The following is a 19,149-nucleotide window of genomic DNA, read 5'->3' as shown; positions in this document are numbered from 1 at the left end:
GTTCCATTTGCCTCATTTTTTCTTGATCAGATATCTGTTGTACTTTAATAGGATTTTGCTGATCTAAATGCTTTTGATGCCAGGCACGAAGTGTTTCAGGAGTACAACCAATCTTAGGCGCAATTGCTGTGATTGCAGCCCAAGTAGAAGGATAATCTTTTTCAGATTCAATCAATAATTGAACCGATCTTTCTCTGATTTCAGGGGTATATTTTAATTTTGTCATCGGGATAGTCTCTCAGAATATTGACTCTCCGACAAACCCGGTACGGTTCAACTTTTTCTGAGAGATTCATTAAGTACAGCACATCGTTTGCCGCATAGCTCAATTGTGCAGGGCTTAATGGACGTGCCAACCAGTTTGAACGCGTTTCCCCTTTGTCGATATCGACATCCAACATTTGTTTCAGTGCATTTTGATAGCTGACTTGTAGACCATGTCCTAAAAAAGACATGCCCACTTGGGTATCAAATACATTGTTTAAGGTTTTATGCTGTGCATAGTGATAAATCAGGTCGATATCTTCGCTACAGGCATGAAAGACATTTTGCTGTGCACGAAAAAGTTTATTCCAAAATTCAGATAAATCGAGTGTCGTACCATCGAGTAAATAGACATTGTTTTCGACATTGATTTGAAATACGCCTAACTTCGGCCATAAGGTATCGACTTTGATGAATTCTGTATCGAGTCCATAGACTTCGTTACGATCCATTTTTTCCAAGACTGGTGTTAAGTCTTGTTGCTGCTGAATAAACTGAAACATATCCTACTGCGTCTAATGCTAGATGCTCTTTGGGCTATCTTACCTGAATAAGATCATTTAGCTATCAAGATTTCTAAGGGTTTTTTAATTATTTGCCGTTTTTTGTGATTTTTTTATACAACTAGATTCAAATTAATATTTTTTATCTTACTCAAGATTTCAATCTTGTAGCTCAACTAAAAAATGAAACAAGTATCGAAATACTTATTTCATTCGCATTCTATTATGTACAGCTTGGCTTAAGGTATGACTATCGACATATTCAAGTTCACCACCCTGTGGTACGCCTTGTGCAATGCGCGTCATTTGGATCGGTAAATGTTTCGTTGCCTCGACCAAATAGTGCGCTGTGGCCTGACCTTCTACCGTTGCATTGGTCGCCAAAATCACTTCTGTTACTTTACCATCGCCTAAACGCTGGATTAGATAAGGAATGCCGATCTCTTCAGGCCCAATACCATCAAGTGGAGATAAATGCCCACCTAATACATGGTACTTACCACGGAAACTGCCACTTTGCTCAATCGCCATCACATCTGCGGGAGACTCAACCACACAAAGTAGTTGATCGTCACGTTCATGCGAGACGCAAATATCACAAACTTCGTTTTCGGTCAGTGAGTGACACAAACTGCATTCGTGAATATAGCTGGTGGCTTCGTTCAAAGCATGTGCAAGACCCACAGCCCCTTCACGATTTTTCATAATCAGATGAAGCGCCATGCGCTGAGCCGATTTCGGCCCAACACTTGGCAAAATACGTAAAGCTTGTACCAATTGATCAAAACGATCGCTAAACACTATACGTATTCCTTAATTAGAATAAACCAGCAAGGCCTGGTGGTAAGCCTGCACCTGAGTTCGCAGCTTTCATACGCTCTTCAGTGATTACTTCGGCTTGACGTGCAGCATCATTCATTGCCGCAGCAATTAAGTCTTCAATCATATCTGCATCATCTTGCAATAATTCAGGATTGATTTCGATACGTTTTACCACATTACGGCAAGTCATCGTTACTTTAACCAAACCACCACCAGCTTCAGCATGCACTTCAGTTTGCGCAAGCTCTTCTTTAGCTTTTTTAATGTTGCTTTCCATGTCTTTTTGCATGCGTTGAGCTTGTTGCATTAACATATTAATGTTCATTAAAATCTCCGAACATAAAATTAAAAAATTAGATTAAGTCTAAACCACGTGTTATATCGCGAATAATATCATCAATATCTTCTAAACCAACAGAAACACGAATTAAACCTTCACGAATTCCTGCGGCTTGTTTCGCTTCTGGTGAAAGTTTGCCATGGGTAGTCGTTGCAGGATGGGTAATGGTCGATTTAGCATCGCCCAAGTTGCCTGTAATTGAAATAAATTGGGTATTATCAATAACAGTCCAAGCCCCTTCGCGCTCGCCTTTCACTTCAAAAGAAACGATCCCACCAAAGCCTGTTTGTTGCTTCGCTGCAAGTTCATGCCCAATATGCTCTGGTAAACCTGCGTAATACACTTTTTCGACTTTCGGGTGTGTATTTAAGAATTCTGCTAGCTTTTGCGCACTTGCTGAATGCTCACGCATACGTAGACGTAAAGTCTCTAAGCCTTTTAAGAATACCCATGCATTGAAAGGACTCATTGAAGGCCCTGTAGTACGCACATAACCAAACACTTCTTCGAGTAGTTTATGACTACCCACTACTGCACCACCAAGAGCACGACCTTGACCATCCAAATACTTCGTCGCTGAATAAATCACCAAGTCCGCACCAAACTCAATTGGACGCTGTAATACTGGCGTACAGAAACTATTATCAATTGCTAAAAGTGCGCCATTGGCATGTGCGATATCAGCAAGTGCTTGAACGTCTGCCACTTCAGCCAAAGGATTCGACGGAGACTCAACAAAGAGCAATTTAGTTTCAGGCTTAACGGCATTTTTCCATGCATCTAAATCTGTTAAATCGACAAAGTCGACAGTTACACCAAACTTAGCCACATATTTTTCAAACAAAGATACGGTCGAACCAAATACCGCACGTGAACAAATCACATGATCGCCCAGTTTTAAAAATGACATTGCCACGGCCATAATTGCGGCCATACCTGAACTGGTTGCCACTGCCCGCTCTGCACCTTCTAAAGCTGCAAGGCGTTTTTCAAACATTGCAACAGTTGGGTTGGTAAAACGCGAGTAGATGTTCCCTGGCTCTTGACCTGAAAATTTTGCTGCGGCCTCTGCTGCATTTTCATAGACAAATGATGAAGTTAGAAAGATAGGTTCGCCATGTTCTCCCTCGAAACTACGCGTATGCCCAGTACGAATGGCTAAGGTATCTAATTGGTATTCAAATTCGTCTTGTAGGCTCATGGCTCTGGTTCAGTCGACAGACTGCCTTTGTAAAGAATTGCCAACATTTTGAGCGTCTAGGCTATTTAAGGTCAAGGTAAAATACGCGAATATTGATTAGACTTCGATCAAACTTTCTGCTTATTTGAGATCTAAGACCTATATGCACGCTTTAAAAACTAAAATTTCAACGCATCAAAATAAATTAAAGAATCTTTCTACGCGCATTTTTAATGGAAAGTCACTCATTTTGTCACAAAGCACACCTTATGAAGTGATTGAAACATTTGATCTGACCCAAATTCGCTATTACGCACCTGAAGTGCGTAAGTATAAAGAACCCTTGGTTTTTGTGGTCCCGCTAGCCATCAATATGTCTATTTACGACCTTTATCCTTATCGCTCACTGGTGAAGTACTTCCAACAGCAAGGCTTTGCCGTATATGTGATTGATTGGGGGAAATTAAATATTCATAACCGTCATTTTAACTTTCTGACGTTTATTGATCATTATATTCCACTCTGTATACAAAGCATTTTAAAACATAGTGATAGCGAGCAAATTTCTCTGCATGGTTGGAGTATGGCTGGCATTTTCGTGACCTTGTATACCGCCCTGCATCAACCCAATTTTGTGAAAAATTTAATGGTTTTAGGGAGCCCAATTGACAGTTATAAATCTGGGCGAAATGGACAGTTCTTTGCATATCTCAATCGAATCATTTCAAAAAGCAAAGCAATACAACAGCAAATTTATCAGGGCAAAATACCAAAGCGCCTGCTTCATACCACTGGGAGATTAAATACTTTTGGTTTTAAAATCATTGATCCTATCGGTTGGTTTCAAAGTCATAAAAACCTACTGCTTAATTTAGATGATCATGAAGCTTTGTATGAACATGCCACCATTGGCGGTTTTCTCAATCGTATGATTGATTATCCTGGCGGCATCAACCAAGACATGCTTTTTAATGTTTGGCTGCGTAATCCACTCAAAACTGGACTAATCACATTAAATGAGAAAAGCATAGCTTTAAAAAATATACGGTGCTCATTGCTTGTGGCTGCGGGCACAACAGACCAACTTGTTACAGCAGAGGCAGCTCAACCATTAACCCAATTGACAAGTAGCACCGATGTCACGTTTACTCTTATCCCAGGGGGACATTTAGGACTGATGTCGAGTAAGCGTAGTGCCGATGAATTTTGGCCACAACTGGCTCAGTGGTTAAGTGAACGTTCAAGTAAAATTTAAATACTAAGGTTTGACATGATTCAGTCAGTTGCATTTATCGGTCTAGGCGCCATGGGTTATCGCATGGCATCACACCTACCTAAACACTTTGAACACGTGTGGGTATGGAATCGCAATTTTGATAAAGCAAAACAACATGCAGAAGCCTATGGCACGCAGGCGGTGGAACTTGCGCAAGCCGTTCAGGCCGATGTAGTCTTCTCTTGCCTTCCAACCAGTCAAGATATTGAAGACTTACTTGCACAAGTTGAGCTTAAAGCAGGCAGTATTTGGGTAGATTGCACCAGCGGTGTACCCTCTTCTGCAAAAAAAGTAGCTGAACAGCTTAAACAACACGGTGTGGACTTTTTAGATGCACCTGTGAGTGGTCAAACTATTGGTGCTGATAATGCAACCCTTACGGTTATGATCGGTGGTGATGCCGCAGCTTTTGAACGTGCACTACCAGCTATTCAAGCATTTGGCAAACTGATTAAACACGTGGGCGAATCAGGTGCTGGTTTTGCAGTTAAAGCCGTAAACAATATGCTTTTGGCTGTGAACCTCTGTGCTGTTGCCGAAGGGTTTACCACACTCAAGGCTCATGGCGTAAACTTAAACGAAGCATTAGATTGCATTAATGCGTCGAGTGGTAAAAGTGGCGTCACTGAAACTGTTTTACCACAGCGCATTCTCAACCGAAGCTTCCCGCTTACTTTTGCACTCCCTCTATTAGCAAAAGATACGGGCATTGCCGTTGATTTAGTCCGCGAAGCAAAACTATCCGCACCTGTGATTGGACTGGCTCAAAGTTTAATTCAAACTGCCAGTGATTTATCTGAAGCAGACAGCGATTTTTCTTCCGCAGTTAAACTATATGAGTCATGGAGCAAAATTACTTTAGAGTAATGCTTATCATAGTCAGTCATACTTTAACTTTAATCATAAGTAAAGCTATTCCGATAGCCGAACAAAAAGCCTCATAAAGAGGCTTTTTGTATATTTCTAATTTTATTGACGTTTTGATTCATTAAATGTCTAACTACATATTTAAAAATTATACGCTGTATCGGACTGAGCTCTTGTTGATGTAGATTATAAAAATCATCTGGGCTATCAAATAAACCGAAATCTTGGTTAATCCCCTTGTCTTGGATAAAAGTATCATTCAAATTCCAATCAATAGGTGGATTTTCAAAGTTCTCGGTAAATACCCCAAAACCACAAAAGGTTGTTGTTTGATGCTTATTTATACTTTGTAATTTTTCTAGATAGAGTCGATCAAGAATTACACCCTCCTGAATATACCATTGTCCATTCACACGAACTTCGACCCAACTATGTAAAATATTCTTGGGCGATAACTTATACCAAATGCCTTTGATTGCGCCTTTTTGTAGGGCTTTATCGATGGTAAACCCATGTATCCGCGTGGCTACACCCACTGCTCGGAGTAACGCCATCAATAACGTTGCTTTGGTATTACACTGACCATAACCGTCGCTTAAGACTTGAGATGCCTGTATCGTATCTCCCGTGTTATAGCCAAATTGAACTTCATCACGAACAAAGTTATAAATATTCCTCACCTTATTAACTTCATCAAGATCTCTCCATTTGCGTTGTTCAATCAAGTTTTGAATCGATGGATGGTAGTAATCTAAAATCGGCGTCTGTTCTAATAGCCTTTGCATACTCAGCTCTCCAATATAGTCATTTTGATTTAAAAACATGGAGTTAGTCCAAGGTCAATGTTTTTACTGCCCACTTTTATAATGAATTAAGATTAAAGATTGTTTTGAGCTTGATTAATTTTATAGCAGAGCTCTATATACTCAATTAATTCGGCACATATACTTGTGTATAAAAAAACTAATTAAATTTAGGATAAAAAATTTATGCTTAAAGTCATTGCTCAGGATTTTATTAAACTAGAACATCTTAATAGAGTCATGCCTTTATATCGTGAACTTGTAGAAAAAACAAAAGCTGAACCGAGATGTATATCCTACGACCTATTTATTGATCAGAAAGATGCTGGGCATTTTATATTTATTGAAGAATGGCCTGATCGTGCTGCACTAGATGCGCATTGTGAAACGGAGCATTTTAAAAGACTAGTACCGTTAATTGACCAATACCAAAGTGCTGCAGGAACCTATATATTAATGGATGAGTTTTTACACCAAAGTAGCTTCACCTAGATCGAATATGGTATCGAAAAATAAAACTATCCGATAAATACGTCCCTGTATAATTGCAACCAAACATCTTGATTTAAATATTTTCATCTTTCATTGCAGGCATAAGGATTTCTTTAACACAAGATGCATTACTGGTGGAGATGATAAATTTTGTGGCTAAAATAACATCGGACAAAGGAATTAAAGCATGATTGGTCTCTGCCAATACAGTTGCGGTTGGAACATCTGCTTCATATTCTGTTGCCAAATACCCTAGGTTTAAAACACTTACCCCAATCAGGTCATTACGCAAAATCTCCCGCAATGATTGAGCAATTCCACGCAAAGCATATTTCGTTGCAGAAAAGACCAACTCTTTGCCATTATGATTATCTACACCCCATGTAGAACCAATCAATATGACTTTAGCGTTATCCGATAACTTTAAATTTTCTATCAATGACTGAAGAGACTGAATACAGGTATTAATGTTTGTATTTAGAATGGTATTTAACTCGGCAGATGAAACCTCTTAAAAGTTATAATTCTCTGTAAAAGCATTATTTTCCCAGATTCCAACATTATAAATAAGAACATCTATTTTCTCTTCTTTGACTGCTTTTTTTACTTTATCCACCGCATCTTCAGGAGTAGATAAATCTGCACAAATCCAATTCAATTGAGCATTATTTTTAGGAATAGAACGAGAGACACCATAAATTTTATCCTGAGCTTCAGGCACTAAGTTTACAATCGCTTTGCCTAAGCCTCTACTTGCGCCATAAATTAGAAATGTTCGACCTAAACCATTCATATTTTAATTCATCCTTTCATAACGAACTGCATAATGATTTAAACTTAAGTTAAGTTTAAATCAAGCTTTATTCATCATTTTATATTTAGCCGTTAAAGATTATGATTACCTAAGTCACAGACAATAATTTATTTTCTACCCACTTATTTCAAGTAAATCCCCAGCACAAGGGATTCAATAATAAAATAGCAATAAATAAAGCTTTTAGACTGTCTAAAATAAGCATGCAAAAGAGTCCATTTAAGACAGCAAAATATCATTAAACGATAATGATGCATAAGCGCTTAATTCAGAAAAAATGATAACTTAAAAATTCATTGCTAATCGTATAAAAATGCCTGAAATAGCATTTGAGATGAGGCGAACATTAAAGGTTAAAAAAGCTGACGCACCGAAGCACTGTGTCCCTCTCAATGAAATTTAAAAATGTTAGAGCCTAAGAAAAGTTGTAAAAATAGACTAAATTACATCTCTGTACACGACAAATTTCACAGAACCCTTATCCTATCAGGATTCTGCTTTCTTAAAATTGCCAAAATTTCCTTAAACTCTTCTTTTTTCCCAAAACCAATTAAACGCTGAATCGCCATTTGAACATAGTCTAAACCATAGCGAAATAAACTCATTGAGAGTCGTCCATGCTTCTTTATTTTTATCGCTTTTTTTTGATTATGTTGCCATTCACCCGTTAAGTAACACCAACAGAAGCTTATAGCTAACACCGCAATCAATTTTTTCACTCGTCTAGGGTCTGTCAAGCGCGTATTTTCAAGATTAAACCCGCGTCCTTTGAGACAACTGAATAAGGTTTCAATTTCCCAGCGTAATGCATAATCCTGAATAGCATTGGCATTAAACTGAGGAGAAACGACGAGTAAAAGCTCTCCATTTTCTAACTGTAGTGCACTTATATATAGTTTCACCCGACCAACCAAAATCCGTCGTTTACGACATTCAATTTGACCAACTTTAAGATGGCGAAATAAATCACTAATTTTATGATTCTTTCCTAAATGATTGGTGACAATGAAGTTTTTTTAACACGAATGCAGAAGTTGATGTCTTGTTCAATTAACCATGTAAACCACTGCTCACCGATAAACTCTCTGTCTGCGAACACATTCACAACACGGTCTTTACCAAAAATGGCTATAAAGCGTTGAATCAAAGCAATACGCTCTTTCGTATCTGAATTTCCACGTTTATTAAGCAATGTCCAAAGGATAGGTATCGCTATTCCACGATAAACGATTGCGAGCATCAGGATATTAATATTTCGTTTTCCCCATTTCCAATTGGTTCTATCTAAAGTCAGTTTCACTTGGTCGAATGAAAACATATTGAAAATCAACTGAGAAATTTGACGATAATCAAAATACTGACCTGCAAAGAAGCGCTGCATACGTCGATAAAATGATTGTGGTAAGCACTTGATGGGCAAGGCTTTAGATGCAGAAGAAAGATTACATGTTTGCTTTAAAATAATCACAAGCATGATGAGCGCAAAGCACTTTAAATGTGACTTGTTCCATTTTAGAGATTTGTTTAAGATAAGATATAACTCATTGAGATGTGTCATAGTATTCGTCGTTAGAAAACAATTATTGTGACATTATTTCAATGAGTTATCTATTTTTGTCGTGTACAGAGAAATTACATAAAAAACTTAAATATCCATTTCTATCTGCCATTTTAAAAGCTATTGATATATATAAATTTTATGTATTATATGCAGTAATTATGAAGTAAAATTACAATTGAGTAAGAACTCACCATTGAATAAACAGAACAAACCCCTATAAAGTAATAGCGTGACTACATACAATGTTACAAACTGAGGAAATTCTCATGAAAAAGTTGACTGTAGCGGTTTTTGCCAGTCTTGCAACATTAATCGGGGCGCAAAGTTTTGCGGCATCACCTGAGCAAGAGTGTCAAAAATTAAAAGATGATCATGATGTCATTTATGCATCTAAAGGTTTCTGTTTTAAGGACCCTGAAGCGAAAGCAAAATTTGGCAATGATAATTGCTACACCACCAAACCAAAATTCTCTGAAAAAGAGCAACAACGTCTTGACGCGATTAAAGAACGTCAAAAAGAATTAAACTGTAAGTAAATCAGTTTAAGCGAAACTTAAGGAATAGACATGGCTTACGATGAGCAAAACATTTTTGCACGAATTTTACGTGGTGAACTTCCAGCCATTAAAGTATATGAAGATGACCAAGTTCTTGCATTCATGGATATTATGCCTCAAGCAGACGGTCATACTTTAGTCATACCCAAGACACCTGCGGTGACTTTACTCGACCTCCCTGCCGATGCTGCTGCCTACACCATTCAAGTGGTACAAAAAGTAGCAAAAGCCATTGAAGTCGGTTTGGATGCCCAAGGCATTGTCCTCATGCAACTGTCTGGAGCTGCTGCTGGGCAAACCGTTCCCCATGTACATTTCCACCTCATTCCGAGTTCGGTACATGAGCTAGGTAAGCATGCGTTGCAAATGGGTGATCAAGAAAAAATCAAAGCACAAGCAGAAAAAATTCGCGCTGCTTTGTAATTCCATCCATTCAATCAAGGAGCTTCGGCTCCTTTTTTAGGTCTAAAAATAAATAAGATCAATAACCTAAGCACTCAAAATCAACCTTAACAATTTATCGCGGAAATGCATTTGACATTGAGTTGTTTAATATTTTTGTAATATTACCTTAATATTAATGACTTATTTGTAATCAATAATGAGCGCCAAGAGACAGAAGTCTGATGAATAAAAAGACGACTGAATAACCTTTTATAGACGAATCAACAAAAAGTCTTTCTTGGAGCTACACATGAAAAAAACACTTTGCGCATTAGCAGTTGGGGCAACTTTACTTACACCAGCTTTAGCGATGGCTGCTGACGTAAAAATTTATGGCCGTGCGCATGTTTCTTTAGACTATCTGGATGATGGCGCTGACTATAACGAAGTTGGTCTTTCTTCAAACTCATCACGTTTAGGCTTCAAAGCTGAACAAAAATTAGAAAACGGCATGACTGTTTTTGGTCAAATCGAGCAAGAAATTAACTTTGCTAGCGGCAACCAAGATGACAAAAGCGTTGATTTTTCTACTCGTGATACCTTTGTAGGTTTAAAAGGTGACTTTGGTCAAGTACGTGCAGGTCGCTTTGACAGCCCATTTAAAGTGGCTCGTGGTCCAGTCAACTTTTTTGGTGACATGGTTGGTGATATCCGCAACGTAACACGTGTTAGTGATCAAAAGTTTGATGAACGAAACGAAAATACCGTTGAATATAAATCTCCTAAATTCGGTGGTGGCTTTAACGTACTTGCAGCTTTATCATTACATCCAAAAACTTCAATTCCAAAAGATGCAACTACTGGTGAAGGTCAGGACGATAATAAAGCTTACGATCTAGCTTTAACTTATAACGAAGGTCCGGTTGACTTTGCTGCTGCTTATGAACGTTACGAAGAAAACTCTGCAATTGGCGCAGGCGAACGTGATGGTTTCCGTGTTGCGGCAGCATATAAAATTACACCTGAATTAAACTTCGGTGGCTTATACCAATACCTTACACATGATTTAGAAGGTACTGCAGCAAAATATGCTGATGCACAAGTATTTGGCGTAGCAGCAGACTATAAAGTGGCACCGAAAACTTATGTACGCGGTCAGGTATTCCACCGTGACGTTGACACCGATGATGCAAACTCTACCCTTTTAGCGGTTGGTGTTGAACATCGTTTAGACAAGGCAGTACGTGTATATGCAAACCTTGCAACCATGTTAAATGATAAAAATGCAGACCTTACTCCTTGGAAAGAAGGTCGTAGCTTTGGTAACTCTGTAAAAGGTGCTAAAGACGAAAACTCTACAGCACTTTCTTTAGGTTTCCGTTACGACTTCTAAGTCTTAACCGAACTTAAAAAACAAAAAAACACGCTTCGGCGTGTTTTTTATTGCAACAACTTATAGGCAAATAAAAGCCAGCAAATTTGCTGGCTTTGTTTATCTAGGTAAGTTTTACAAAGATGATTTTTTAACATTAACGCTTTAAAAAGCCAGATACTAAATTCATCACCTGTTGAATATCAGCATTGGCTTCTTGTTTACTGGTTTGCTCACCCTGCGGTGTCAATGAGTCAATAATTTGTGGTAAGACTGTAGAAATCGCACTATAAATATCTTGCTTCGGCGCTTGAGTTTGCTCTGCAACTTGCTCCACCGCGGCATCATCAAACAAGTTTTGAACTTGCTCTGGATTTACACTGGCGTTCTCTCCTGGTCCTGTAGAAACCCAGTCCTCAACCTGACTGCTTAAACCTTGCCCTTTAAGTTTATCTAAAGCTGCCTGCAAACCACCTTGCTGTTGAATCCATGCCAAAATCAAAGGCAATACCGCAATCAATAAACTTTTTCCACCGCCTGAAAATCCTGAGTTCTGCGAGTTTGGCATCTGCTGTGACTGTCCACCAGTCAAACCACCCAACACCGAACCAAAAATATCGCTCAGACCACCCTGTTGTGTTTGGCCTGTACCACCCGCTCCAAGTTGTCCAAGCACCGAACCCAAAATTCCACCCAAACCACTTTGTTGGTTTGACTGTTGCTGACCGCCCATGGCCTGCTTTGCTAAAATTTCTATAATATTATTCAGATTCGTCATCACTTTATCCTTTCTAGGTTTTTTAAACAGCATACGATGTTTAAAAAAACCCTATAGAGATAAATTGTTAATTTTTGCTATGAATGAAAAAAATAGAGTGGCAGTCAAATCACCAACGGAATTTATTCCAGTTTTCAGGATTCGCCCAAAACTTTGAATTAAACCAGTCAGGCACATGCTTATAAGTCAAAATATTAAATTGCCATAAAGCAAAGTCTTTACCATGCGTCGTTTTATCGATCAGTTGAGTAAAACCTAAAGCACGAAGCAGTTGTTCATCCTGCAATTGACTCACCACCACAATACGCTTTGCCATCAAATCTCTTAAACGCACCAATAGTTGTGATTTTTGTTGTGAGCTTATATTTTGCATTTCTGCCGTGTCAAAAAGTACAAAACCTAAATCATAGCGCTGGGTAAAAGGCAGACTTAAAAAGTCAGATACGCTAAAATATTGCCATTGAATAGATTGATGATGATTTGGGCTGAGATCCTGCCCAATGCACAATGCAGTTGAAATAGGCTGTTCTTGAGATAAATCGTCTAGCATAGAAGTAATGACGTTCAGTTCAGCCATAACCGCATCCTTAATATTGAGTGAGTAATTCTGTATGGAACTTCAAGGCATTTGCCATAAAATGCATGCAGGTCTTAAGGACCTTAGTGTAACTGATCAACATACACACAAGGCAAATGTTGAATATAAATTTATCCTAGATCGTTCAGAAGTTGACCTTCCTTTTAACTTGGGTCAAGAAATCGAGATTGAATGGACTGGTAAAATCTTCTGCGTTTCATGTGGTACGAAAACCTCTAAATCGTTTTCACAAGGCCATTGCTTCAAGTGCTTTAAGACCAAAGCCTCTTGTGACATGTGTATTATGAAACCTGAAACCTGTCACTACCACTTAGGCACCTGCCGAGAAGACAGCTTCGCGCATGAAGTTTGCTTTCAGCCTCATATTGTTTATTTAGCTAACTCAAGTGCCTTAAAAGTTGGGATTACACGGATTAGCCAAATGCCAACTCGTTGGCTTGATCAAGGTGCAACCCAAGCCCTTCCAATTATGAAAGTCGGTTCGCGTCGTCTTTCAGGCCAACTCGAAATTATGTTTGGAACACAAGTGGCAGACAAAACCGATTGGCGTAAACTGCTCAAGGGCGAAGCTGAACCACTCGACTTGATTGAAGTTCGCGAACAACTCATCGAAGAATTTGCATCTAAAATCCAAGCCATTCGTGAGGAATTTAGTCAAAACCTTGAGTTCAATGAAACTGTTGAGCTTTTGGAAACCGAACTGCCGCGCGAGTTTGTTTATCCAGTTGAGCAATACCCTGAGAAAATCAAATCCCACAATCTGGATAAAACCCCAGTTATTCGCGGCAAGTTACAAGGGATCAAAGGTCAGTACCTGATTTTAGATACAGGCGTGATTAATATTCGTAAATATTCAGGTTATGAGCTCAAAATTCGTGCCTAAGCTTGTTTATCCTTAAATAAAATTTGTTTATCTACACACATAAAAAAACCTGCACGAATGCAGGTTTTTTTATGTCATACGATTATTTAATTTTTGCATGTGCTTTTAAGTATTGCACATAATCTTCAGCTTCTTGCTGACCACGAAGTTGTTGATATAACTTCGAAAGCTCAGCCAATTGCTCATCCGTCAACGCACTAGACGTCGTCTTGTTTACGTTTGATACCGCTACCACCACCATTTCTGTTGGCAATAATGCTGTTGTTACAGACCACTGTCCTGCTTTTGGTGCCGCTTGGCTAAACGCCGCACGCTCAACTGCACGTGGTAAGCCTTGTGAACGAATAAACACTTGCGGTGGAGTAAAGGTCAAACCGCTCTTGGCAACAACAGATACTGCTGGTTGAGTTTTAAAGTCTTTTAAACTTTGAGCAATTTTGGCTTTAGCAGCATCATAAGCTTTTTGTTCAACCAATTTTGCTTTCACACGTGGTGTTGCTTCTTGAAGCGTTTGGACACCTGCCGCATGATAATCACGTACTTTTGCCCAAACCACATCCCCATTCGGAAGTTGAATGCTGCTGGTCGCGTTACGATCACCGTTTTTAACGTCATCGTTAAACAGTTTCACTTTTACCGCAGCATTACTTAATACAGGATGCTGTGTAGATAAGGTCATGCCTTTTACAGTTTGAACTTGTACACCTTTAACTTCTTGAGACACCACATCTAAAGCATCTGAGTCTACAACCAGTTCATTTAAACTGTTTACAGTATCAGAGAATGCATTGGCTGTTTTATTCTTTTGAACTTCCGCCGTCAAACGTGCTTTTTCATTTTCAAAAGATGGCAACTTCACAGCTGGCGCATCAGTTTCAATGACATGGTAACCAAATTCAGTTTTTACAGGCGCTGATACTTGACCTGATTTAAGTGATGCTACAGCTTGGTCAAAAGCATCACCAAAAGTGCCTTTGTTATAAACTGCTAAAGCACCACCATTCGCTTTAGATGCAGTATCTTCAGAGTATTGAGCCGCAGCTGCTGCAAAGCTTGTTCCTGCTTTAATTTTTGCCACAACCTCTTCTGCACGTTTTTTCGCTTCAGCATCTGTACGTGCATCCGTCGTAATCAGAATATGTTTAACCAAAGGCGCAACATTATCTTTTTGTGCTTCAACAAACTGTGTATAGGCTTGCTGCAACTCCGCATCTGTTACAGGTGAAGCAGCAGCAGGTACATTGGCTGGTGTTAACAGCACATAGTCAACATCTACACTTGCCACTTGTTTAAACATAGCTGGGTGTTGCTTGTAATAGTTTTCAATCTCTTGTGCTGAAACCTTGACGTTCTTTTTATATTCATCAAGATTTACATTGGCAAACTGCACAGTACGCTGTTCTGTTTGTAAGTTAGCAATTTGTTGAATATCTAGTTTACTCACCAATGCATAATCAACAAAAGTCGAACGCATCATTTTTAATGCATGGTCTTGACGTAAGTTTGCAACGAGCGCATCACTACTCATACCCACAGACTGCAAATAGCTTGAATAACGCGTTTCTGAAAATTTTCCATTTTCTTGAAAACTTGGCTGTTGAGCAATCATCTGTTCAATTTGAGTATCACTGAGTGAAATGCCCAGCTTTTCAGCCTGTTGCAATAACAAAGTGTTTGCGATCAGTTGGTCCATCGCCTTATCTTTAATAAAGCTTTGGTTGAGTAAAGTTTCATCCCCATTGGCATAAGTTAAGAATTGTTCTTTAAAGGAAGCGGTTAAGGTCTCTAATTCCTTTTCAGAAATATCTTGGCCATTGACTGATTTTACAGCGTCTTTTGATCCGCTACTAAAATATCCTTCAATACCTACAAGTGCTAAAGGGGTCAAAAACAAAATGAGCAAAGCTTTGCCCAACCAACCCTTAATAACTTTACGAAAAGATTCCATAAGTATTCCAATATTTTATTTGCCCGAGATTTTAACTGAAAAGCAGCAATGAATGAATGTGTTATCGACACATTTTCTAATGTTTAATAAAAAACGCGCCGAAAAGGCGCGTTTAGTATTTATTTAAAAGATTAAGCAACAGAATCTTTTAAACCTTTACCAGCTTTAAAGCTTGGTACTTTGCTTGCTTTAATTTCTAAAGTAGCACCAGTTTGTGGGTTACGGCCAGTACGTGCAGCACGTTCTTTCACGTTGAAAGTACCAAAACCAACAAGTGTAACTGTATCACCAGACTTAAGCGCTTCAGTGATTGAAGCAATTGTAGCGTCTAAGGCCTTACCAGCATCAGTCTTAGACAATCCCCCTTTCTCTGCAATTGCATCAATTAATTCTGATTTATTCATGTGGATCGCGTCCTCTTAATATCGTTTATTTAAGGTCCAAAAATTTAGTATAAATTACCGTAACGCCTTTATAGCAATGCTTTAGGTGAAAACGCAATACTCTGTATATGCTTTTTTGGAAAATAAATCACAAAAAAACGTTGAAAAAGGTACAAAAGCACAACCAGATCACTTTTTACTCACTTTTTCGTTTAACTTCTTATTTTCTTCAATCAAAACATCGATTTTATCATTCAGTTGAAGAATCAGGTTTTCTAAGTACTGAATGTCTTTCACCGTGACCAATCCAATCCGGTTTAAGGAGTGATTTACTCCACGATCCACGATCTTCTCAACCTTGTCTTTAGTATCCGTCACCGATTCACGTGCTTTCTCAGATACCTTTTCAACCGTTTGGTCAGCAATTTCAGTGGTTTTAGATTCTAACTCTTCGCCGACTTGGACCAACGAGTCAAATAATTTATTCCCCTCTTCCTCTGCACGTGAAAAAGCACCCAAACCGGCTAACCAGATTTGCTTGGTATACTTTCTAAAATCCAAACTATTTTTACGATGAAAATGATGCTTAGTTTTTGTTTTTTTTAGTGTTTCATCTTCTTGCGAAATATCATCTAACTCTATATCTGCTTTTTCCATTAACACCATCTCCTGCATGATTTATGTGCAAAAACATCCAAAAAATCTTATAGATTGCACTATACTAGCAAATATTAGACTTGATCGATTTGTAAAACTGTTCTACAAAGCATCTTTATTACATTTTTATTTTTAAGTCTGAAGTTTTTGCGAGCAGGATGCTCATTTCAGGTCAGGATTTAGGTTACTACTTATGAGTGATTCTCAAAAAGAACACAATCAAACACATATGCTACTCACTATGGTGATGATTGTTCTTGAGACGATCTTTTCTCTTATTTTAAAACACGACCGTGTGGTTGCACTTCACTGTAAAAAGTTTGTTGAGCAAAATATTGCGATTAAAATAAATAGCTATCTGCCTTATTTTGACTTCTATATCACCTTTACCGCTCAAGGTGTTTTATTTGATGCCAAAGCACCTGAAAAACCGGTCGACCTAGATGTACGCACCACATTGATGGATTTAATTAAAATTTTCGTCTTTGGAAACCGTCGCAGTATTAAAACCATGCGTATTGATGGTGACATCATCTTAAAAGATGAGTTCCGAGATTTAATTTTACATTTTAGTGCACCTAAAGTTCTTGCCGACTGGAAAAACTGGTTAACTGAACCAACTGATCCACAAAATGTAGTTGCATCTAAAAAGCGCATTGCACCACTTTTAGAGAAAATTGAAGAACAACGTTCTAAAATCAACACTCTACAGGTTGAAGTGAAACAATACAAAAATCGTATTCGCCGTATCGAGCAACGTCAAAAACGTATAAATGTCACATTTTTTGTGTTTTCTATACTTTTGATTAGCTTATTGGTATATAATATTTGGCTTGCATAACTACATAATATTTCAAGCAAATTAAATACGCGCAATCCCTATTAAAAAAACTTGACTATTTTAGTCAGGATTCTTAAAATCGACACATCTAGTCTAATCATGTGTATCGAATCATGCGCTTAACAACTCGCGGACGCTACGCAGTGACTGCTCTACTTGATTTAGCTTTGCAGCCAACTGAACAAACGATCACGCTTGCAGAAATTGCAGCTCGTCAAACTATCTCTGTTGCTTATCTTGAGCAGTTATTTGCGAAATTAAAGCGCCACGGCTTAGTTTCTAGTATTCGTGGTGCCAACGGTGGTTACCATTTAGCTCGTCGCGCTGATGAAATCACAGTATTAGCAGTTATTGAAGCTGTAAACGAAACAGTTGATGCCACTCGCTGTGACCATAAAGGCAACTGCCAAAATGGCGCAATGTGCTTAACTCACGATTTATGGCAAGAACTCTCCCATCACATTGCCGACTATCTCGCTAAAATCACTCTTGCTGACCTTGTAGCACGTGACAACGTTCAAAAAGTTGCCATTCGCCAAAACACAGCACCTTCAGATTCAGCCCTTTTATCGGTAACAGGTATTTGACATGAAACGTCCAATTTATCTTGATTATGCAGCAACAACTCCTGTAGACCCGCAAGTCGCTGAACGCATGATGGAATGTCTGACATTTGACGGCACATTTGGCAACCCAGCATCTCGTTCTCATGCTTACGGTTGGCAAGCAGAAGAAAAAGTAGAATATGCACGTGAACAAGTTGCGAACTTGATCAAAGCAGATCCACGCGAAATCGTTTGGACTTCTGGTGCAACTGAATCAGATAACTTAGCTCTTAAAGGCGTAGCACAATTCTATGCGTCTAAAGGCAAGCACATTATTACAAGTAAAATTGAACACAAAGCTATTTTAGACACTTGCCGTGAGCTTGAGTCTGAAGGTTTTGAAATCACTTACCTTGAGCCACTTCCAAACACGGGTCTAATTACCCCTGAAATGGTTGAAGCAGCTATTCGTCCAGACACTATTCTTGTTTCACTTATGATGGTAAACAACGAAATTGGTTCTGTGACCGATGTTGCGGCAATTGGTGAAATTACTCGTGCACACAAGATCTTCTTCCATGTCGATGCGGCGCAAGCTGCAGGTAAAGTTGAAATTGACCTTTCTACCATGAAAGTTGACCTTATGAGCTTCTCTGCTCATAAAATTTATGGCCCTAAAGGTATTGGCGCACTCTATGTACGTCGTACTCCACGTGTTCGTTTAAAAGCGCAAATGCATGGTGGTGGTCATGAACGCGGTATGCGTTCTGGTACACTTGCAACACACCAAATCGTTGGTATGGGTGAAGCATTTGAACTTGCAGGTAAAAACTTAGCTTCTGAACAAGCACGCATTCGCGTACTTCGTGACAAGCTTTGGAATGGCTTACAAGACTTAGAACAAATTTTCTTAAACGGCCACCCAACACAAAACGTTGCGAACTACTTAAACGTAAGTTTCAACTTTGTTGAAGGTGAATCGTTAATGATGTCGTTGAAAGACGCTGCTGTATCTTCGGGTTCAGCTTGTACTTCAGCAACATTAGAACCTTCTTATGTATTACGTGCACTAGGTTTGTCTGACGAACTTGCGCACAGTTCAATTCGTTTCAGTTTTGGTAAATACACCACTGAAGCAGACATTGACCATGTACTTACAGTGACGCGTTCTGCGGTCGAGAAACTTCGTGAACTTTCTCCACTTTGGGACATGTACAAAGACGGTATCGACCTTTCTACAGTTGAGTGGGCTGAACACTAATTTTTCCTATTGAAGTCATC

The 19,149-nt window shown here is 38.8% G+C and carries 20 protein-coding genes and 3 pseudogenes; 10 read left to right on the top strand and 13 right to left on the bottom strand.

All coding sequences use genetic code 11. The features are described 5' to 3' along the window. The 5 genes and pseudogenes from F986_RS16485 to F986_RS16465 form a co-directional block, all read right to left on the bottom strand. A pseudogene (locus F986_RS16485) lies at positions 1 to 226 on the bottom strand (IS3 family transposase); the annotation flags it as partial. A gap of 46 nt (positions 227 to 272) precedes the next feature. Beyond that, positions 273 to 767 (bottom strand): annotated as a pseudogene (locus F986_RS16480) (ribonuclease D); the annotation flags it as partial. A gap of 204 nt (positions 768 to 971) precedes the next feature. Further along, positions 972 to 1,568, bottom strand: a complete 597-nt coding sequence (recR, locus tag F986_RS16475; RefSeq protein ID WP_004697052.1) for a recombination mediator RecR — start codon at positions 1,566 to 1,568, stop codon at positions 972 to 974. Between the two features lie 16 nt (positions 1,569 to 1,584). Continuing rightward, positions 1,585 to 1,914: a YbaB/EbfC family nucleoid-associated protein gene (locus tag F986_RS16470; protein ID WP_004697049.1), complete on the bottom strand. Its 330-nt coding sequence runs from the start codon at positions 1,912 to 1,914 to the stop codon at positions 1,585 to 1,587. Positions 1,915 to 1,942: 28 nt separating this feature from the next. After that, positions 1,943 to 3,130, bottom strand: a complete 1,188-nt coding sequence (locus F986_RS16465) for an O-succinylhomoserine sulfhydrylase (protein ID WP_004697048.1) — start codon at positions 3,128 to 3,130, stop codon at positions 1,943 to 1,945. A gap of 142 nt (positions 3,131 to 3,272) precedes the next feature. On the opposite strand from F986_RS16465, the gene F986_RS16460 reads away from it, so the two are divergent. Both F986_RS16460 and F986_RS16455 read left to right on the top strand, forming a co-directional pair. Beyond that, positions 3,273 to 4,364 (top strand): alpha/beta fold hydrolase, encoded by a 1,092-nt coding sequence (locus F986_RS16460; RefSeq protein ID WP_004697045.1) that lies wholly within the window; start codon positions 3,273 to 3,275, stop codon positions 4,362 to 4,364. A gap of 15 nt (positions 4,365 to 4,379) precedes the next feature. Further along, on the top strand, positions 4,380 to 5,252 hold the full coding sequence (locus F986_RS16455) for an NAD(P)-dependent oxidoreductase (protein ID WP_004697044.1): 873 nt from the start codon (positions 4,380 to 4,382) through the stop codon (positions 5,250 to 5,252). A gap of 71 nt (positions 5,253 to 5,323) precedes the next feature. On the opposite strand, the gene F986_RS16450 is transcribed toward F986_RS16455, so the two are convergent. Beyond that, complete coding sequence (locus F986_RS16450; protein WP_004697041.1) at positions 5,324 to 6,076, bottom strand: transglutaminase-like domain-containing protein; 753 nt, start codon at positions 6,074 to 6,076, stop codon at positions 5,324 to 5,326. Between the two features lie 165 nt (positions 6,077 to 6,241). Here F986_RS16450 and F986_RS16445 point away from each other — a divergent pair, with 165 nt between their 5' ends. Next, positions 6,242 to 6,547 (top strand): putative quinol monooxygenase, encoded by a 306-nt coding sequence (locus tag F986_RS16445; protein ID WP_004697038.1) that lies wholly within the window; start codon positions 6,242 to 6,244, stop codon positions 6,545 to 6,547. A 73-nt stretch (positions 6,548 to 6,620) separates the two neighbouring features. Here the strand turns inward: F986_RS16445 and F986_RS16440 are convergent. Beyond that, positions 6,621 to 7,340 (bottom strand): annotated as a pseudogene (locus tag F986_RS16440) (SDR family NAD(P)-dependent oxidoreductase). A gap of 488 nt (positions 7,341 to 7,828) precedes the next feature. After that, positions 7,829 to 8,919, bottom strand: a protein-coding gene (locus F986_RS18320) for an IS4-like element ISAba1 family transposase (protein ID WP_100222788.1) whose coding sequence is annotated in 2 segments (ribosomal slippage) — positions 7,829 to 8,379 and positions 8,379 to 8,919 — 1,092 coding nt in all. Because the reading frame shifts where the segments join, the coding sequence is not laid out codon by codon here. Positions 8,920 to 9,188: 269 nt separating this feature from the next. Here F986_RS18320 and F986_RS16425 point away from each other — a divergent pair. The 3 genes from F986_RS16425 to F986_RS16415 all read left to right on the top strand — a co-directional run bounded on the left by F986_RS16425 (position 9,189) and on the right by F986_RS16415 (position 11,256). After that, positions 9,189 to 9,458 (top strand): YARHG domain-containing protein, encoded by a 270-nt coding sequence (locus F986_RS16425; RefSeq protein ID WP_004697032.1) that lies wholly within the window; start codon positions 9,189 to 9,191, stop codon positions 9,456 to 9,458. 30 nt (positions 9,459 to 9,488) lie between these two features. Next, a complete protein-coding gene (locus tag F986_RS16420; RefSeq protein ID WP_004697031.1) occupies positions 9,489 to 9,902 on the top strand; it encodes an HIT family protein in 414 nt (137 codons plus the stop codon). A 271-nt stretch (positions 9,903 to 10,173) separates the two neighbouring features. Next, a complete protein-coding gene (locus F986_RS16415; RefSeq protein WP_004697028.1) occupies positions 10,174 to 11,256 on the top strand; it encodes a porin in 1,083 nt (360 codons plus the stop codon). A gap of 136 nt (positions 11,257 to 11,392) precedes the next feature. On the opposite strand, the gene F986_RS16410 is transcribed toward F986_RS16415, so the two are convergent. Together F986_RS16410 and F986_RS16405 are read right to left on the bottom strand one after the other, a co-directional pair. After that, a complete protein-coding gene (locus F986_RS16410; protein ID WP_004697027.1) occupies positions 11,393 to 12,013 on the bottom strand; it encodes a YidB family protein in 621 nt (206 codons plus the stop codon). A gap of 109 nt (positions 12,014 to 12,122) precedes the next feature. Next, on the bottom strand, positions 12,123 to 12,590 hold the full coding sequence (locus F986_RS16405; protein ID WP_004697025.1) for a DUF6231 family protein: 468 nt from the start codon (positions 12,588 to 12,590) through the stop codon (positions 12,123 to 12,125). A gap of 34 nt (positions 12,591 to 12,624) precedes the next feature. Between F986_RS16405 and F986_RS16400 the strand changes: the two genes are divergently transcribed. Continuing rightward, positions 12,625 to 13,494, top strand: a complete 870-nt coding sequence (locus tag F986_RS16400) for a DUF2797 domain-containing protein (protein WP_004697022.1) — start codon at positions 12,625 to 12,627, stop codon at positions 13,492 to 13,494. 82 nt (positions 13,495 to 13,576) lie between these two features. On the opposite strand, the gene F986_RS16395 is transcribed toward F986_RS16400, so the two are convergent. The 3 genes from F986_RS16395 to F986_RS16385 form a co-directional block, all read right to left on the bottom strand. Next, positions 13,577 to 15,442, bottom strand: a complete 1,866-nt coding sequence (locus F986_RS16395; protein ID WP_004697019.1) for a SurA N-terminal domain-containing protein — start codon at positions 15,440 to 15,442, stop codon at positions 13,577 to 13,579. Positions 15,443 to 15,573: 131 nt separating this feature from the next. Continuing rightward, the gene (locus tag F986_RS16390; RefSeq protein WP_004697018.1) at positions 15,574 to 15,846 is read right to left on the bottom strand and encodes an HU family DNA-binding protein; all 273 of its coding nucleotides are present in this window, start codon (positions 15,844 to 15,846) and stop codon (positions 15,574 to 15,576) included. A 168-nt stretch (positions 15,847 to 16,014) separates the two neighbouring features. Then, the gene (locus F986_RS16385; protein WP_004697016.1) at positions 16,015 to 16,482 is read right to left on the bottom strand and encodes a phasin family protein; all 468 of its coding nucleotides are present in this window, start codon (positions 16,480 to 16,482) and stop codon (positions 16,015 to 16,017) included. Between the two features lie 193 nt (positions 16,483 to 16,675). On the opposite strand from F986_RS16385, the gene F986_RS16380 reads away from it, so the two are divergent. The 3 genes from F986_RS16380 to F986_RS16370 all read left to right on the top strand — a co-directional run bounded on the left by F986_RS16380 (position 16,676) and on the right by F986_RS16370 (position 19,129). Then, complete coding sequence (locus tag F986_RS16380) at positions 16,676 to 17,323, top strand: hypothetical protein (protein WP_004697014.1); 648 nt, start codon at positions 16,676 to 16,678, stop codon at positions 17,321 to 17,323. A 113-nt stretch (positions 17,324 to 17,436) separates the two neighbouring features. Continuing rightward, positions 17,437 to 17,910, top strand: a complete 474-nt coding sequence (locus F986_RS16375) for an Rrf2 family transcriptional regulator (protein ID WP_004697011.1) — start codon at positions 17,437 to 17,439, stop codon at positions 17,908 to 17,910. Between the two features lies 1 nt (position 17,911). After that, entirely contained in the window at positions 17,912 to 19,129 is a 1,218-nt protein-coding gene (locus F986_RS16370; protein ID WP_004697009.1) for an IscS subfamily cysteine desulfurase, read from the top strand. Positions 19,130 to 19,149: the final 20 nt, after the last annotated feature.

Source organism: Acinetobacter johnsonii CIP 64.6, assembly GCF_000368045.1.
In the GTDB taxonomy this organism is placed as follows: domain Bacteria; phylum Pseudomonadota; class Gammaproteobacteria; order Pseudomonadales; family Moraxellaceae; genus Acinetobacter; species Acinetobacter johnsonii.
The sequence above is the reverse complement of the archived record's forward strand: the minus strand, read 5'-3'. Positions and strand labels throughout refer to the sequence as shown.

Coding starts and splice junctions, on each gene's coding strand:
- F986_RS16445 (WP_004697038.1), top strand. CDS start 6,242: ATGCTTAAAGTCATTGCTCAGGATTTTATTAAACTAGAACATCTTAAT.
- F986_RS16375 (WP_004697011.1), top strand. CDS start 17,437: ATGCGCTTAACAACTCGCGGACGCTACGCAGTGACTGCTCTACTTGAT.
- F986_RS16460 (WP_004697045.1), top strand. CDS start 3,273: ATGCACGCTTTAAAAACTAAAATTTCAACGCATCAAAATAAATTAAAG.
- F986_RS16425 (WP_004697032.1), top strand. CDS start 9,189: ATGAAAAAGTTGACTGTAGCGGTTTTTGCCAGTCTTGCAACATTAATC.
- F986_RS16455 (WP_004697044.1), top strand. CDS start 4,380: ATGATTCAGTCAGTTGCATTTATCGGTCTAGGCGCCATGGGTTATCGC.
- F986_RS16410 (WP_004697027.1), bottom strand. CDS start 12,013: ATGACGAATCTGAATAATATTATAGAAATTTTAGCAAAGCAGGCCATG.
- F986_RS16370 (WP_004697009.1), top strand. CDS start 17,912: ATGAAACGTCCAATTTATCTTGATTATGCAGCAACAACTCCTGTAGAC.
- F986_RS16415 (WP_004697028.1), top strand. CDS start 10,174: ATGAAAAAAACACTTTGCGCATTAGCAGTTGGGGCAACTTTACTTACA.
- F986_RS16405 (WP_004697025.1), bottom strand. CDS start 12,590: ATGGCTGAACTGAACGTCATTACTTCTATGCTAGACGATTTATCTCAA.
- F986_RS16385 (WP_004697016.1), bottom strand. CDS start 16,482: ATGGAAAAAGCAGATATAGAGTTAGATGATATTTCGCAAGAAGATGAA.
- F986_RS16395 (WP_004697019.1), bottom strand. CDS start 15,442: ATGGAATCTTTTCGTAAAGTTATTAAGGGTTGGTTGGGCAAAGCTTTG.
- F986_RS16380 (WP_004697014.1), top strand. CDS start 16,676: ATGAGTGATTCTCAAAAAGAACACAATCAAACACATATGCTACTCACT.
- F986_RS16420 (WP_004697031.1), top strand. CDS start 9,489: ATGGCTTACGATGAGCAAAACATTTTTGCACGAATTTTACGTGGTGAA.
- F986_RS16390 (WP_004697018.1), bottom strand. CDS start 15,846: ATGAATAAATCAGAATTAATTGATGCAATTGCAGAGAAAGGGGGATTG.
- F986_RS16400 (WP_004697022.1), top strand. CDS start 12,625: ATGGAACTTCAAGGCATTTGCCATAAAATGCATGCAGGTCTTAAGGAC.
- F986_RS16465 (WP_004697048.1), bottom strand. CDS start 3,130: ATGAGCCTACAAGACGAATTTGAATACCAATTAGATACCTTAGCCATT.
- F986_RS16470 (WP_004697049.1), bottom strand. CDS start 1,914: ATGAACATTAATATGTTAATGCAACAAGCTCAACGCATGCAAAAAGAC.
- F986_RS16450 (WP_004697041.1), bottom strand. CDS start 6,076: ATGTTTTTAAATCAAAATGACTATATTGGAGAGCTGAGTATGCAAAGG.